A 14289-nucleotide genomic window follows, 5' to 3' on the forward strand; every position below is an offset into this window, starting at 1 on the left:
ATAGCGAATGAACAGAGCATTTATGCCGGTCGCGTTCGCCGCGCTGGTTTCAGTCATTTCAGGCTGCAGCACATCGAAAGATGAAATGCTGCCAGCGGGCGACAGCAACATGCTGGAGCTGTGGCAAGGCAAAGGCGCGAACGGTTCGGCTCAGCGCGGTGCGCAGGGACGTGAAGCGCTGCGCCGCCCGCTGAGTGAAACGGAAGATCAGCGTGCCGACAAACTCGACCATTCCTACAGCCGCACGCAGGAAAGCGAGATCACGCAGCAGTTCCCGCGCCTGCCAAATCCCGACATGGTGATGTACGTGTTTCCGCATCTTGCCGGTGGTAACTCGCCGGTTCCCGGTTACAGCACGGTATTCCCGTTTTACAGCCAGGTGCAGTACGCCTTGCCGGGTGAGCGCACGGAGGATCTGTAATGAAATTTTCCCTGTTTAAAAAGCCCGCCTCTGAAGCCAGCAACATCTCTGAAAGCAGCCAGCCGCAGCCACTTCCGCGCCCTGGTAAAATGACGGTGCAGGATGAAGCCGCGCTATATCACGCTAAACCTTCCATCATTGATTACCTGCCGTGGGCCGAATATCTGCCAGAAGATAAATGCCTGCTGCTTGATGACGGCGTTTCGGTCGGCGCGGTTTATACCATCACGCCGATTTCATCCGAGGGGCGCACCGCCGCGCGCCTCGAGGAAATCCGCGATCAGGTGGAAGATGCGCTGCAGGACAGTCTGGAAGAAGACGACATCTCGCCGTGGGTGGTGCAGTTCTTTTGCCAGGATGAAGACGATCCATCGCCCTATCTGAACACGGTCAAAGAGTACGTAAAACCCTGGGCGCGCGGCACGGAATTTACCAACGCCTGGCTGGGTGAAACTGAGCGTCATTTGCGGGACATCGCCATTCCTACGGGTTTGTTTCGCGACACGCTGGTCACTGGCCAGCCGTGGCGCGGGCAGCAGCGCCGCACGCGTATGGTGATTTATCGCTGGGTGCCAGGTGCCGCCAAGGGTGTGAAAGATGTTCACGCGCTGCCACCCGTCACCATGCTGAATCAGGTTTGTGACCGGCTGGCGGCATCACTTGGCGCATCAGGCGTTGCCTGTCAGCGCCAGACCGGCGCACAAATTCATGAATGGCTGCTGCGCCTGTTCAATCCCGAGCCGCAGCACGGCCTGAGCAAAGAAGCGTTTTATGCCGCTGCGAAGCATCATGATGCGCAAGCTGGCGAGCTGCCGATGACTAACGATTTTGCCGAAACGCTGTGGTACACGCCGCCGCGTTCAGACGTGGAAAATGGCGTGTGGTGGTTCGACGACAAGCCGCATCGCGCCATTGCCATTGAGCGTCTGCGCCGCCCGCCCGAGCCAGGCATGCTGACTGGCGAAATGGCGCGCGGCGAGCACATTAACGCGCTAATGGATCTGCTGCCTGAAGGCACTGTAGTTTCACTGACCATCGTTTCCCAGCCGCAAGACGTGCTGGAAAACGACTTCATCAAGCTGGCCAAAAACGCCGTGGGTGAAAACACCGAATCCGGGCGCGTGCGCGAGGATGTGCGCGAAGTGAAAGAGTATCTTGGCCGCCGTCACAAGCTTTATCGCGGCGCGCTGACTTTCATGCTGCGCGGCAACGATCTGGCAGACCTCAACCGACGCCAGCAAAACATGTCGGCGGTCCTGCTGACTGCTGGCCTGCAGCCGGTTCGACCGGAATATAACGTATCGCCGTTGAACACCTGGCTGCGCGCGCTGCCGATGTGCTTCAATCCTCAGAAAGATCGCCGCCACTGGTACACGCGCCTGACGTGGGTGCAGCATCTGGCGGGTTTGCTGCCGGTGACTGGCCGCGCCACCGGCAGCGGTCATCCCGGATTCAGCTTCTTCAATCGCGGCGGCGAACCGCTGACGTTTGACCCGATGAATAAACAGGATCGCACGCAGAACGCCCATATGCTGCTGTTCGGGCCAACCGGTGCGGGTAAGTCGGCCACGCTGTGTGCGACGCTTTCCCAGCTGATGGCCATTCACCGCCCACGTCTGTTTATTGCTGAAGCCGGTAACTCGTTTGGCCTGTATGCCGACTACTGTGAAAGCCTTGGCCTGACAGTGAATAAAATCAGCATCCGTCCCGGCTGCGGCGTCAGCCTGGCGCTGTTCGCCGATGCGCATCAGCTGCTCGACCTCAAGCCTGAACAGCTACAACTTAACGAAGCCGATATCCCTGACGCGGATGAAGACGACGGTGATGAACAGCGCGACATCCTTGGAGAAATGGAAATTGCCGCGCGCATGATGATTACCGGCGGCGAAAAGCGAGAAGAGGAACGGTTAACGCGCTCTGACCGTGGCCTGATCCGCGAGGCCATCATGATGGCGGCGCAAACCAGCTACGACGAATCGCGCCAGATGATTGCTGAAGATCTGCAGACCGCGCTATTTGCCATCGCGCGTGATAACAGCTTGGATAGCAGCGGCCAGCCACTGTTGACTGAGCGCCGCCGTGCGCGTGCTGATGAGATGGCCGGTGCGATGTCGATGTTTACCAGCGGCTTTGAAGGCGAGCTGTTCAACCGTCCTGGCACACCTTGGCCGGAAGCCGATGTCACGCTTATCGATTTAGGTACGCTGGCCCGTGAGAACTATGGCGCGCAGATGGCGCTAGCGATGGTTTCACTGGTGAACACCATCAACAACATTGCCGAACGCGATCAGTATCTCGACCGCGAAATCGTCTTCGCCATTGATGAAGCGCACATCACCACCACCAATCCGCTGCTGTCACCGTACATGACCAAAGTGGTCAAGATGTGGCGTAAGCTTGGTGCATGGCTGTGGATGGCGACGCAGAATCTGGCGGATTACCCGGACATCGCCGAGAAGATGCTGAACATGGCTGAATGGTGGCTGTGTCTGACGATGCCGCCTGATGAAGTGGAGCAAATCGCACGCTTTAAGAAGCTGAGCGATGAGCAAAAATCGGTGCTGCTTTCCGCCAGTAAGCTGCCGCGCTGCTATACCGAAGGCGTGGTGCTGTCCAAGAAAACCGAAGCGCTGTTCCGGGCCGTGCCGCCCAGCCTCTACCTCGCTCTCGGCATGACCGAGAAAGAGGAAAAAGCCGAACGCCGCAAACTGATGAAGCTGCATAACTGCAGTGAGCTGGAAGCTGCAGTGATCGTTGCGCGCCAGCTTGATGCGGCACGCGGCCTCAAGTCAGCCGCCGCTTAAACCGGGAGCTTTATGCTGGAACTCAAATATCCCATTCCCCGCATTACCACCACGATTTCCCTCAAGGCGGCGCGCACACTGTTCACGCTGATGCCGCAGGGAGAACCGGAAATTCTCGCCAGCGATCTGGCGCTGCTCGACAAATTGTGTGATGAAATCCGTTCGCGCGTAAATCCGCCCGTAAAAATCACCAGCCATCCACAGCGCGTTGGTAGTCATTCCTGCCTCGCGCTGCACTTCAAAGGCAAGCTGTGCAGCTCGATTGATCTGCTGATTACAGTGAATAGCCATCTTAGTTGGCCAACGGAAGATGACTATCACCACCCGCGCTGGTACATGACCGTTGTAGACGCCGCCGATCTGCTGTATCTCCAGCTTTATCTGGCGCATAAACTTTCAGCAAATCACACGAAATGACGCCTGTTTCAGAGCACTCTCGCTTGTGAAGTCGTGCCAAAATTTGCATAGTCTGCACCGTCCCCGACCCAAAGGTTACACCTACCTGGCGTAGTTGTTCTGCACCCCTTCGGGCCGGGGGCATTTAATCCCGCTGTCCGACACAGAGTTGTTTGCTGTACTCAACTCCCATCCGGCGCACCGTTATGGCTTCTCTCATTTTGTGGAGTAAGTCTGATGAAGTCGCTGATCCCACTCTTTTTCCTTTGCTCAATATCTCCCGGTTTTGCCGCCATCACCGTGTTCACTACGGCTGGCCATCCGGCCATTAATGCTGATGCCGATACGCGAATGGTGTTTCTCGATGCGCCTGATCGTCAGCAGAATGCGATATTTGGACAGCTCAGCAGTGAATCCGCAACAGCTGCGCAGGATGCCAAAAGCGGCCTGCAGCGCATGAGCGCGGATCAACAGCAGCAGTTGGTGGAAGCCTGGCGCGGCGTTATCGCGGCGTGGAAGTTGGGAATTGAAAAATACCCGGCGGTGGTCTTCGATGATGTGGACGTGGTGTATGGCACAACCGATGTGGACCTGGCGGAAAACATCCGGGCACAAGGTGGCCACCCATGACGCGCGCGAAGCTGGCCACTACCGCGCTGCTGTTCGCCGCGATGCAACCGGCAGCCGAATCCGCGATCACCAGCGCGCAGATCATCGCCAGCGCGGTGTCGCCGTCCTGCATCAGCTGGCGAGTCAGCGGCATCTGTTACTGGCTGTTCTGCACACCGTGGGGCTGCAAGGTGCGCACATCGGTTAAAGTGACACACTTTATCCCGGAAGCAGTGGTTTCAACGTATGCCCAACCCGGTGCGAATCCCTGGAAGGAAATGGCGTTCGTCAGTCAGACGGCTGGCGGGCTCGAAAACGGCATGTACGGCGTACCAGCCGGTGGCGGTAATGAGGAACTGAAAGCGCCGGGTAAACGTAAAACCAATCTGCACTTCAAATACGCTGATGCAATTGGCCATCCGGCTACTTCGCTGATTGGCGGCAGCATCTCCGGCTACTCCTGCGAGAGCGCAGCGACGCCACTGAATCCCTACTTACTCAGCACGCTCGATACACTGGCATGGCGTAGCGGCATACCTGAATCGCTTTACCCGGAAGCGCTGGTGCCAGGCATGCGCGAAATCGGCAGCCAGGCAACGGCCAACATGTGGGGGAACGTCTATCCGCGATCGGGCTTCGTCACGCAGACCGACGACGATAAAGCCGCCGCCGTGGTGGCGCAGCGCGTCGCCGACATCATCACCCGCACCGGCCAACCGCACGTCTATCAAACCCTCAAAGGTAATCCGTCTCCCGGCTACTGGCCACCCGGTCCGGTCGAAGAGAACACCGGCTTTAAGAATCACAAATGGCAGCGGCTCTCACCGCAGCTCAGCGAAACCTGCGCCGTGTTTCCGGATGGTGACTTCACTGCAGCCGTTGATGGCAATCAAGCCTTCGCGCTATGGCAGCCCTACAGCTGCTGCAAGCGTCGCGGCCAGACCTTCCTGTACAGCACCAATTTTGGAGGTGAATCATGATCGCGCGCATCTGGTCTACGGCGTATGCGTTGCTGATCGCAACCAGCGCTCAGGCGTTTGATGTTTCACTGCCGCAGGTTCAGGACAGCAGCATGGGTTATGGCAAAAGCGCCAGCGGCGCGGTATCCGATAAGCTGTTTTACACCCTCGGCGGCGGCTCGGTGATATCGCAACCGGCGACACGCAGCAACATGCGTAAGCTGGGTCTGGATGTCGGCTGGAGCTCAGATCTGCAGTGCGGCAACTTCGACCTGAAAACCACTGTCGGCAATCAGCTCAATGGGATGACTAACGGTTTCAAAAATCTGATGGGTGATGTGGTTCAGGGGGCAACCGGCGCGGTGGCCAGTTTGCCCGCGATGGTGATCCAGCGCGCTAATCCCGGCTTATATGAAATGCTCACCAACGGTGTGCTGCAGGCCAATGTGGCATTCGACAAAGCTCAGCTCAATTGCCAGAACATGGCGAAGCGCATGGTGGATTTCTCCGACTCCAGCAAGTGGACGCAGCAGGCCGCGATGGACGAGTACAAAAAGCTGGTGAATAGCGGAGATGCGGATGCGATACGTGTTAACGATGCCGGTGAAAAAGTGACGGGCGAATCCGGCAGCAACTGGGTTGGTGGTGAAAAGCGCGGCGGTCGTGGCCAGCGCGCGATTCGCCCAACGCATGATCTTGCTGCAGCTGGCTACAACATGATGAATAATCTGCCGGTCAACAGCACCGGCAGCGTCAGCAGCGACAGCTGCACGGGTGGCAGCTGCGGTAAGTTCTCCAGCTCTGAAGAAGCAGCGGCTGCAGTGGTAAAAGTGCTGGGCGATCGCTCGATTCGCACCTGCAAAGACGCCGCGCAATGCACCGATGGCGACATCGATCAGCAACCAGGCGCCAGTGTAGCCGGAACCGGCTTTTCACCGATGCTGGAAGAAGCCACGCGCATCAACGGCGAGCAGTTGGTGAAGCTGGTTAATGGCGCGGAGAAGCCCAACGCCGAGAACCTGGCAAAACTGCGCACCGGCAGCCTGGCGATCACCAGCGGCGTGATCAAAGCGCTGCAGCGTGACCCGGACAACGCGGCGTTGGTTGGCCGTCTGGCGGGTGAACTGGCGATGGCCGACACGGTTGAAACCGCGTTGCTGATGCGTCGGATGATTGTGACCGGCCAATCGGAACCGAATGCAGCGGCAATGCCTGAAGCGCTGCAGGAAGGCGATCGCCGCGTTGAATCGCTCGATCGGGAAATCAATGCGCTCAAGAATGAAATGGAACTGAAACGCGAACTCGCGCGCAACTCCGTGCTGACCATCATCGACCGTGAAAACAATCGCGCCACAACGAACCCGCAGCGCCAGCCGCATGAAAACACCGATTCGCGCTTCAACCAGCTTTCCGCACCATCCGGGGAGGAGTGAGATGCGTAAATTCCTGAAGGTTCTCGCCTGCATGGTGTCGTTCACTGCGATTTTTTGTGTAGTGATTGCGACGGTAATGTCAGCCAGCGAGTCACCGGATGCACCGGCAATGTTGATGCGCTGGTTTGAGAAAAAATGGGTGCTCTGGCTGGCGTGGCGGCTGATTATCTATGCAGTAACGGCTTACTTCACCTTCCAATGCTGGCAGCGCAAGAAATCAGATCCCGTGTGGCGGCGCGCCATTCTGCGCATTGGTGGCATTGGCGCGCTCTATATCGCCATTATGGAATGGGTGCTTTATGCCTCAACGGGAGGCCACTGATGACGACGAATAGCTATCTGGAATTTTTCCTCACCCTGCTGGGCTGGATCATCAACAACGGCATCTGGAATCTACTGATCGCCACCGGGCTTTTCGCGCTGCCGCTGGTATTCAAAGTGGTGGGGATCTGGCTCAAGGTACGCGAAGAAGGCGATGACGAGGGCAACAAAGGCAAGTTGTCGCTGCCGCGCATCGAGAACGCGCTCTATAGCGCGTTTTTTGTGATGCTGGTTTGCTGTCTTCCTATCATCAACGTCAGCCTCGACAGCATTCAATACGATGAATCCCGCTCCAAGAGCTGCGGCACCTGGACACCAAAAGCGCCAGATGAAAGCGGCTATTCGACGATCATCAGCAGCATGGACGGGCAAACGGCAGCAGCGCCAATTTGGTGGGTGCTGATGCACAAACTGTCCAAAGGCATTACTCAGGCAGCTGTGGCCACCATTCCCTGCCGCCCGGATTTACGCCAGCTGCGCTTTGAAGTGCAGCACACCCGCATCAGCAATCCGGCGCTTGCCGCCGAGCTGCAGGACTTTACCAACGATTGCTATGCGCTGGCGCTTTACCTCTGGAAGCAACAGGATCAGGGGCAAACGAAAGAGGAAGACGCGCTGCGCGATGTTGAATGGCTGGGCAGCAGCACATTTTTGAACGGCAGCGGCTATTACGATCAGCTGCAATCCAAGACACCGCGCGCATCATTCCCGTGGAACGAGAGCCGTGACAGCGGCAGACCGGACACCGGGCGCGGTGGCTATCCAACATGCCGCGAATGGTGGTCCAGCGCCGATACAGGGCTTGAGGCACGCGTAGTCGCTCAGGCATCACCGGGCATGTGGTTGCGCATGTCTGCCGCGCTAAAAATGATGGGCAAGAACAACGCTGAATATAAAGAGAGCATTGTTCGCCGCCTGGTGAGCCCGGAGAGTTTGACCGTTTCACAGAATGGCCGCACCTATGCCGGTTATGGTGGCAATGCCGATTTCACGCTGGATAACTCCGCCAGCCGCATTGGCGGGATTGCGGGAATGTCATTGGGCAGTCTGGCTGCGTTCCCGGCGTTTGATGCGATGCGGCAGGCATTACCGATGGTGCAGGCGCTATTATTAATGGCGATCTACGTAATGCTTCCATTGATATTGGCGTTTGGCAGTTATGAGTTCAAAACCGTTATTACTGTCAGCTTTGTGGTGTTTGCGCTTAATTTCCTGACGTTTTGGTGGGAACTGGCGCGCTGGCTCGACAGCTGGTTGATGGAGGCACTATATAGCTCTGATACGCATAGCCGCTGGAATGCTGCTGGGTTTCAGAATAGCTCTGACGATTTGATTATGAACTTTGTTATGGGGGCGATGTTTATTGTGCTACCTGCGCTGTGGATGGCGGCGTTTTCATGGGCAGGAATAAGAATTGGTGAAATAGCACGAATGGCAGGTGATGGTGCATCAAGTGTGAAAAGTGCGGCTGGTAGTGCTGGAGAAAAAGCAGCTTCGGCTACCACAGCTAGGGTAGGAAAATAGGGAATAATAAAGATTGAAGATTTCACAACGTTAATTTATATTTTAGCATTAAATTAATTAAAAGGATTCATTTCAATTATGAATGAAAAATTTAGTCTCTTAAGAAAAAAAATAAAAAAATCCCAGGGTTTAGTTATGAATGCAATAATTAAGGATCATCAATCCGCGATCTGTATTCTTTGCGGGGCTAACGAAGATATAACAAAAGAACATGTTTTACCTCAATGGTCGTTTGATGGCAATCCCGAAAAATTTCTGGTTAACAATCTCAATAATCAACCGGCGAGCTATATAAAAACAACAGTTCCAGCATGTAAAACTTGCAATTCAAATTTACTAGGGGCATTTGAAGATTACTTAAAAAGACTTTTTTTAGAAAAGGATGGCGATCAGTTTAATTCAAATGATGTAGATTGTGTTATCTGGTGGCTACAATACATAGCCTTTAAATTACAATTGAAAGATTTAAGGTCGAATTTTTTACGTTACAAAGGAAAAGATTTCATCCCTTATTTATCAACAATACCTATAGCAATGTTTTGGGGTGACATTGATACTACACCATTCAAAGTTTTCAATATAATAAGAAGATCAAGGAGGGCTTTGTTCACTAAAAATAAGCAAGGGAAATTTAATTCGTTGCTGATATTTTCAACGAAAAATGAGTCTTTTTATTTTTTTCACAAGGTTGATGAGTTCATATTCATTGAACTCCCTCAAGTGAAAAAAGCTTTCTTCTTATTTTTAACTAAAGAATTCTCTGATCATAAAGTGGCACATGCAGAATGCATGGAAATCATAAAAAAGGTGTATGAAGACTAACTCTAATGAAAGGTGGTTCTACGACCCGTTGGAGCCGTCAGAACCATTGGAACCATTGGAACCATAGTTATGTTCACTTTCTGAAGGCTCTTCGTTATATGGAATGCAGGAAGAAGAAAATACATTAACGCCACAAATTATAGCCCCAACCACCAAAGAAATAGCAATGGAGAACACTCCTCCAAAAATAATGCATGTAGATAATATAATAATTAGAGCTAGCAACAATGATTTAGCTAAATTAGGTGCAATTCTGAATGTTTTCCCAATATTCAGAATAAGAGAATTTAAAGCAGCCGTGAACCTTCGCGCTATCTCATGCGCCTGACCGTGATGTGATTTTTTGGTTTTATTCATTGAACCTCTCATATCATCATTTCCAACTAGTCGCCCCTCAACAAGGGTTTGTGCTGAGCCTATCAATTTGATTTAAGTTTGACCATTTTTGCCAAAATTGCTAGTGTTTTAACCGTTGCCATAGTTGTTTACGCAACCAACAAAGCCCTCATGACCTGAAAGGGGCACCCCAGCGGCGGTCATCAGCGAAAGTTTCAGCAGCCTGTGAGAAACGCCATTTGGCGGCTGCATCCGGGATAACCGGCAAAGCTACTCAACCTTTGCAAGTAGCGGGCAAAAGCAACGTCCAAGGTTTCCACTACATCACTACGGTTCAATCAACTTCATCCCATCGATACGAGCTACAGCGCACGGCCAGTTTTCGTGATCGTTTCCTCCATTTGGAACATTTGGCGACGAACGAACCTCGCAAATACAGGCAGAAGTTGCGCGACGTCACTTGCGTTGGCGCGTAGCAACGACCAAGTGACGCGCGCAGCGCGTATACGTCAACACCACGTAATACGGCCTTCTGCGACGACGCTTACCGTCTGACCAACACGTAGTCCGTTATTACAATCATCAACCACCCCAATATGCAGTGAACGTTGGCAACTTATCTGAGGAGGAAATCAACGCGATATCAAGGCGACGTCAGCGAACCTGACGGACGGAGGCGTCCTGAGAAATCAGGAACCGGCATTAGCCGCGATCAGCTCTGAGAGCTGTGGAGACCTCGCAACAACTCAACATTTCGCCGCCCCGATGCACAGATATCCGCTGAGACGCAGGAAGCGCAACTTGAAACCGTGCCGTCGGGGTAGAGATGTTTTTTTGGAGAATGTATGTCGCGAGGAAACAAGCAGTTCAGTAAACAGCTGGTGACGCTGGCCAGGCAATCTGGAGGCAGTTTCAAAACCGTTGCCGATCGTTCGCGCATCGCAGCACGGCTGGCTGAGCAGATGCTGAAACTCAACATCCAGATCAGGGACGTGAACCATATCAAGACCTATCACATCGAGCATTACGTTCGAAGCCGCCTGGCGGATGATATTTCAAAACGCACACTGCAGAACGAAATGGCAGCGCTGCGCGCGATTCTAAACACTGCTGGCAGAACTAAACTGGCCGATCCAAAGTATGAGAAGTTGAGTAATGATGCGCTCAACCTGTCTGGTGCCAGTCGAGCAGGGTCAAAGACGGCCATTACGGACGAGCGCTTTCACGAGGCGCTCGCCCTCGTACGGAGTAAAGACGAAGGTGTCGCATTGGCGATGGAGATTGCGCGTTATCTCGGATTGCGAACGGAGGAAGCGGTTCAGTCGGCGAAGTCACTCAAGACTTGGCAGCAAGCGCTGGCGCGCGGGGATGAGCGGTTACGCGTTGTGTTCGGTACTAAAGGCGGCAGACCGAGAGATACAACGGTCGTCAGGCGCGATGAACTGGTGCGCAGCTTGAATGCAGCAGTTGCATATTCTGCAAAACATGGAGGCAAATTGGTTGATAAAGCAGGGCTGAAGAGCGCGATCGATCGCTACCGAAATGTGTCTAAGGATGCTGGGCTTACGGGCAAAGAAGCGCCGCATAGCCTGAGATATGCTTATTCGCGCGAGGCTACAGATTGGCATATGAAAAACGGCCTCAGCAGGAAAGAGGCTGAGGCAATGGTTTCAATGGATTTGGGGCATGGTGATGGAAGAGGAGCGTATGTTTACAAGGTTTACTTAACTTAATTACATTCTCAAATTGATAACTATAGATTCTGGAAATCCAATTTGACTGTAGCACATAGTTTCAGTAATAAAATAATCCTTGTCCAATATTTCGAGTATTTCATCCTTGCTGAACTTAGACATCTTCATTAACCTATCAACTAAAAAATCAAACCAATCCTCGTTTAACATATTTATATAAGCATTGACCTCGGAATTAACCTGTAAACTTTCCTCCTTATCAATTAAATCTGAAAAAGCAAAACCTCTGATCACATCAGATGTATATGACATCCTCATAAATAATGAAATCAAAAGTCGAAGATTAACATGCGAGTATGAATTAGGAATAACGCTTGGGAATTGGTAAAATCTATATATTAATCTACTAACAAAAACTGAGGAGTCAATAGATACAACTGGCAATAGTGTTCCTATTACGCTAATTGCACCACTAACCAAAAAACCATTAGCCACTGAAGCATGCGATCCACTTAGAGCAGAAGTTAAACATGCACTTAAAATCACGATTGGGGGCACTCTTGCTATATGCCTCAGTTTCCATGTGTCAACTTTTTCCCCTCCAATTATTAGCCATCCGTTTTCCATATCACCACCGTGATCACCGTGACAATCAAGAATCACAATATGTCCATCATAATCATTTAATGCTTGAGTGAACTCCTCGAAATTTTTCACATCAACAATTTTAAGATCTAGATCAGGCATGCTCTTCGCGAACACATCTAATCCTTGCTCTAAATCATGTTTTAGAGGATCATCTATTTCAAAAGACCTAATAACCAAAGTCTTTTTCAGTTCTGATTCATTGATTGAGATTCTTGGGAAGTATGCGCAATTCTGTAACAATACATTTCCAGGTGTGGAGTTAATTCGAGATATTTCATGGGACAGCATTATTGGTAACTTACCTAACTCTAATCGCAACCAATCTAAAGGAACATCACTAACTAATGTTAATTCATTATAGTTATTTAAAATAAACCTTCTTAATTTACTGCCTAGCATTCTTTTTATTGTTGTATTGAATGCCTTTGCCTTTTTAATGAAAAGTTCATTTTTAATCCCATTATTACGAGCTAAAGACTCAAGTTTTTTTAAGTCACTGCTTAGATGATTCAATGCGTTTGGCAACCTTATCGAAGGGGATTTTTTACTTGAGCTAAGAAGCGATATTGCCGCTGTGGTTAATCTCATCTCATTTTGCCTCATCCTCGTCAGGTAACCAACTTTTGGATTTTTCAACAACTCTTTTAAGCCAGAATGGTTACCTTTATGATGTAGCCTTATTCCAGAGTATTCAGGATTTAGCAGCACCCCTCTAATTAAAAAAACCTTTTCTATTTCATTGAGTTCACCTTCAATCTCTGACCATAATTCATCGTTATTTTTATTGAATATAGAGAACATGCCTGGAGTGTAAATAATAAGCTCTGAAGGAAGGTTGATGTCTTCTTTTTCTAAGCATTCATTATATGAATGTATACTGTTAATCATCAAGTTAATAAACTCTCTTTTACTGCTCCCTCCTTTTATTACTTTAGGTTTATCCAGTACATATCCAAGAGACTCAATTAACAACTCATTGGAATAGGTAGTATTATTAGTAGTGGAGCTTAAATTTATGGTGTTAAAAGAAACTTTTCTTCTACTCAATTTTGATGATATCTTTCGCTCGCCAGTTTTCTTTATTATATTATTTTCCGCATCCTTGAAGCGAGAAAACAAGAGCTTATCAAAGGAATAAATGGAGGTGACATCTTTTTGATGTATATCAGCTTTTTTCACATTGCAGCATATTATTGGCTTGACTTTAAACCCCTTAGATATATCCCTAGCCAGCTTATAATAATTTGAAGTGCAGAATATTATTATGAAAGGGTAGTCTTTGAATTTCTCAAGTGAGTCTAATTTGTCATGGGAAAGTAAAAATATAAGATTATGTTCCGTTAAAACGTTCTCATTATCGCTAGATCGCTCAAAGATTTCAGAGATATTCTTTGGTGTTTTATTTATGAGGAAAATGGTTTCAATAATTCTAGGATCCATAAGACCCGAATCATAACCTTGGAAGAAAGTTTGTTCCCCGTTTGTGGGCATAATGACTAATTTGATAACTGCACCAAGCTTCTGAATTAACTCCATTTGAAGTCACCTCCTTAATGTTGATAATTTCAACTCTTGCTTTACAATAGATCTTGCTTAGATATGCTTCACGGACCTGAAAGAAGCGCCAATCGGCGGTCCCAATACTCGCACACCTTTAGAGCGGGTGCCATCCACGATGGTGAAGGTTCTCTCATCACACCGCCGCAAGGCTCGCATTACCCACCCTGACGGGGATTTACCCCCGTTAGCGGATAAATCCCCATTCAAACAATCTGGAGGATTTATCCATGGGCTATGTTCACTCATATCACCAAGTGAAGTCTGTACCCAACGATCAATGGCTGCTGTTGACCACTATGGTCGCCAACGTCTTTTTGCTTGCTCAAAACCGCTACGTACCCGGTTTTTTAGATCCAATGGTCATTTGCACTGCTGACGGCAAATATCCGTTACTTAAACCTAGTGAACTGCTCGTTGAAGGACTCGATGGCCAACCGGCGATCTCGTTTAACGGTGAAGAACGCCTGGACGCGTCATATGAAACTTTTCACCTTGGCCAGCATTCATCGGGCTGCGGTTTCTGTAAAACCACATTCCTTTGGAAACCATGCCGTCCATACGACTTCATGGTCAAAGCAACGTTACTAATTGCACATCGCTTCTGTCCGGGTTGCTACAACATAAACTCAGACGGCACGCTGGATGAGTGGGCCAACGTTCAGGTTTGGCTAACGCTCAACTTGGGCGGTAAGTGGCCAATCCCTGATTCCATCACACAACAAGACGAATAATTTCGTTTTCAATTCACCTAACACCCTGTGG

13 protein-coding genes are annotated in these 14289 nt (G+C 50.6%); 11 read left to right on the forward strand and 2 right to left on the reverse strand.

What is annotated here, in order from left to right:
• The first annotated feature begins 7 nt into the window (after window positions 1–7).
• The 9 genes from AC6I8I_RS16015 to AC6I8I_RS16055 all read left to right on the forward strand — a co-directional run bounded on the left by AC6I8I_RS16015 (window position 8) and on the right by AC6I8I_RS16055 (window position 9289).
• Window positions 8–421 (forward strand): TIGR03751 family conjugal transfer lipoprotein, encoded by a 414-nt coding sequence (locus tag AC6I8I_RS16015; protein WP_497817963.1) that lies wholly within the window; start codon window positions 8–10, stop codon window positions 419–421.
• Entirely contained in the window at window positions 421–3225 is a 2805-nt protein-coding gene (locus AC6I8I_RS16020; RefSeq protein WP_497817964.1) for a conjugative transfer ATPase, read from the forward strand. Before AC6I8I_RS16015 ends, AC6I8I_RS16020 begins: the two co-directional genes overlap by 1 nt.
• 12 nt (window positions 3226–3237) lie before the next feature.
• Window positions 3238–3642 (forward strand): hypothetical protein, encoded by a 405-nt coding sequence (locus AC6I8I_RS16025; RefSeq protein ID WP_497817965.1) that lies wholly within the window; start codon window positions 3238–3240, stop codon window positions 3640–3642.
• A gap of 216 nt (window positions 3643–3858) precedes the next feature.
• Complete coding sequence (locus AC6I8I_RS16030) at window positions 3859–4251, forward strand: TIGR03757 family integrating conjugative element protein (protein WP_497817966.1); 393 nt, start codon at window positions 3859–3861, stop codon at window positions 4249–4251.
• Entirely contained in the window at window positions 4248–5210 is a 963-nt protein-coding gene (locus AC6I8I_RS16035; protein WP_497817967.1) for a TIGR03756 family integrating conjugative element protein, read from the forward strand. Before AC6I8I_RS16030 ends, AC6I8I_RS16035 begins: the two co-directional genes overlap by 4 nt.
• Window positions 5207–6622, forward strand: coding sequence for an integrating conjugative element protein (locus AC6I8I_RS16040; protein ID WP_497817968.1), 1416 nt, complete (start codon window positions 5207–5209; stop codon window positions 6620–6622). Before AC6I8I_RS16035 ends, AC6I8I_RS16040 begins: the two co-directional genes overlap by 4 nt.
• Window position 6623: 1 nt before the next feature.
• On the forward strand, window positions 6624–6944 hold the full coding sequence (locus AC6I8I_RS16045; protein ID WP_497817969.1) for a hypothetical protein: 321 nt from the start codon (window positions 6624–6626) through the stop codon (window positions 6942–6944).
• Window positions 6944–8467 (forward strand): conjugal transfer protein TraG N-terminal domain-containing protein, encoded by a 1524-nt coding sequence (locus AC6I8I_RS16050; RefSeq protein ID WP_497817970.1) that lies wholly within the window; start codon window positions 6944–6946, stop codon window positions 8465–8467. The genes AC6I8I_RS16045 and AC6I8I_RS16050 overlap by 1 nt, the downstream gene beginning before the upstream one ends.
• A gap of 78 nt (window positions 8468–8545) precedes the next feature.
• On the forward strand, window positions 8546–9289 hold the full coding sequence (locus tag AC6I8I_RS16055) for a hypothetical protein (protein ID WP_497817971.1): 744 nt from the start codon (window positions 8546–8548) through the stop codon (window positions 9287–9289).
• Between the two features lie 18 nt (window positions 9290–9307).
• Here the strand turns inward: AC6I8I_RS16055 and AC6I8I_RS16060 are convergent, their stop codons facing one another.
• Window positions 9308–9646, reverse strand: a complete 339-nt coding sequence (locus AC6I8I_RS16060; RefSeq protein WP_497817972.1) for a hypothetical protein — start codon at window positions 9644–9646, stop codon at window positions 9308–9310.
• A gap of 824 nt (window positions 9647–10470) precedes the next feature.
• Here AC6I8I_RS16060 and AC6I8I_RS16065 point away from each other — a divergent pair.
• Window positions 10471–11358, forward strand: a complete 888-nt coding sequence (locus tag AC6I8I_RS16065) for an integrase domain-containing protein (protein WP_497828065.1) — start codon at window positions 10471–10473, stop codon at window positions 11356–11358.
• On the opposite strand, the gene AC6I8I_RS16070 is transcribed toward AC6I8I_RS16065, so the two are convergent.
• A complete protein-coding gene (locus tag AC6I8I_RS16070; RefSeq protein WP_497817974.1) occupies window positions 11359–13503 on the reverse strand; it encodes a CHAT domain-containing protein in 2145 nt (714 codons plus the stop codon).
• Between the two features lie 251 nt (window positions 13504–13754).
• Here AC6I8I_RS16070 and AC6I8I_RS16075 point away from each other — a divergent pair, with 251 nt between their 5' ends.
• Window positions 13755–14258: a hypothetical protein gene (locus AC6I8I_RS16075; RefSeq protein ID WP_497828066.1), complete on the forward strand. Its 504-nt coding sequence runs from the start codon at window positions 13755–13757 to the stop codon at window positions 14256–14258.
• Window positions 14259–14289: the final 31 nt, after the last annotated feature.

It is taken from the genome of Pantoea sp. X-Soil-YNGN-775 (assembly GCF_059730575.1).

Coding starts and splice junctions, on each gene's coding strand:
- AC6I8I_RS16045 (WP_497817969.1), top strand. CDS start 6,624: ATGCGTAAATTCCTGAAGGTTCTCGCCTGCATGGTGTCGTTCACTGCG.
- AC6I8I_RS16030 (WP_497817966.1), top strand. CDS start 3,859: ATGAAGTCGCTGATCCCACTCTTTTTCCTTTGCTCAATATCTCCCGGT.
- AC6I8I_RS16075 (WP_497828066.1), top strand. CDS start 13,755: ATGGGCTATGTTCACTCATATCACCAAGTGAAGTCTGTACCCAACGAT.
- AC6I8I_RS16050 (WP_497817970.1), top strand. CDS start 6,944: ATGACGACGAATAGCTATCTGGAATTTTTCCTCACCCTGCTGGGCTGG.
- AC6I8I_RS16055 (WP_497817971.1), top strand. CDS start 8,546: ATGAATGAAAAATTTAGTCTCTTAAGAAAAAAAATAAAAAAATCCCAG.
- AC6I8I_RS16015 (WP_497817963.1), top strand. CDS start 8: ATGAACAGAGCATTTATGCCGGTCGCGTTCGCCGCGCTGGTTTCAGTC.
- AC6I8I_RS16070 (WP_497817974.1), bottom strand. CDS start 13,503: ATGGAGTTAATTCAGAAGCTTGGTGCAGTTATCAAATTAGTCATTATG.
- AC6I8I_RS16060 (WP_497817972.1), bottom strand. CDS start 9,646: ATGAATAAAACCAAAAAATCACATCACGGTCAGGCGCATGAGATAGCG.
- AC6I8I_RS16020 (WP_497817964.1), top strand. CDS start 421: ATGAAATTTTCCCTGTTTAAAAAGCCCGCCTCTGAAGCCAGCAACATC.
- AC6I8I_RS16040 (WP_497817968.1), top strand. CDS start 5,207: ATGATCGCGCGCATCTGGTCTACGGCGTATGCGTTGCTGATCGCAACC.
- AC6I8I_RS16035 (WP_497817967.1), top strand. CDS start 4,248: ATGACGCGCGCGAAGCTGGCCACTACCGCGCTGCTGTTCGCCGCGATG.
- AC6I8I_RS16065 (WP_497828065.1), top strand. CDS start 10,471: ATGTCGCGAGGAAACAAGCAGTTCAGTAAACAGCTGGTGACGCTGGCC.
- AC6I8I_RS16025 (WP_497817965.1), top strand. CDS start 3,238: ATGCTGGAACTCAAATATCCCATTCCCCGCATTACCACCACGATTTCC.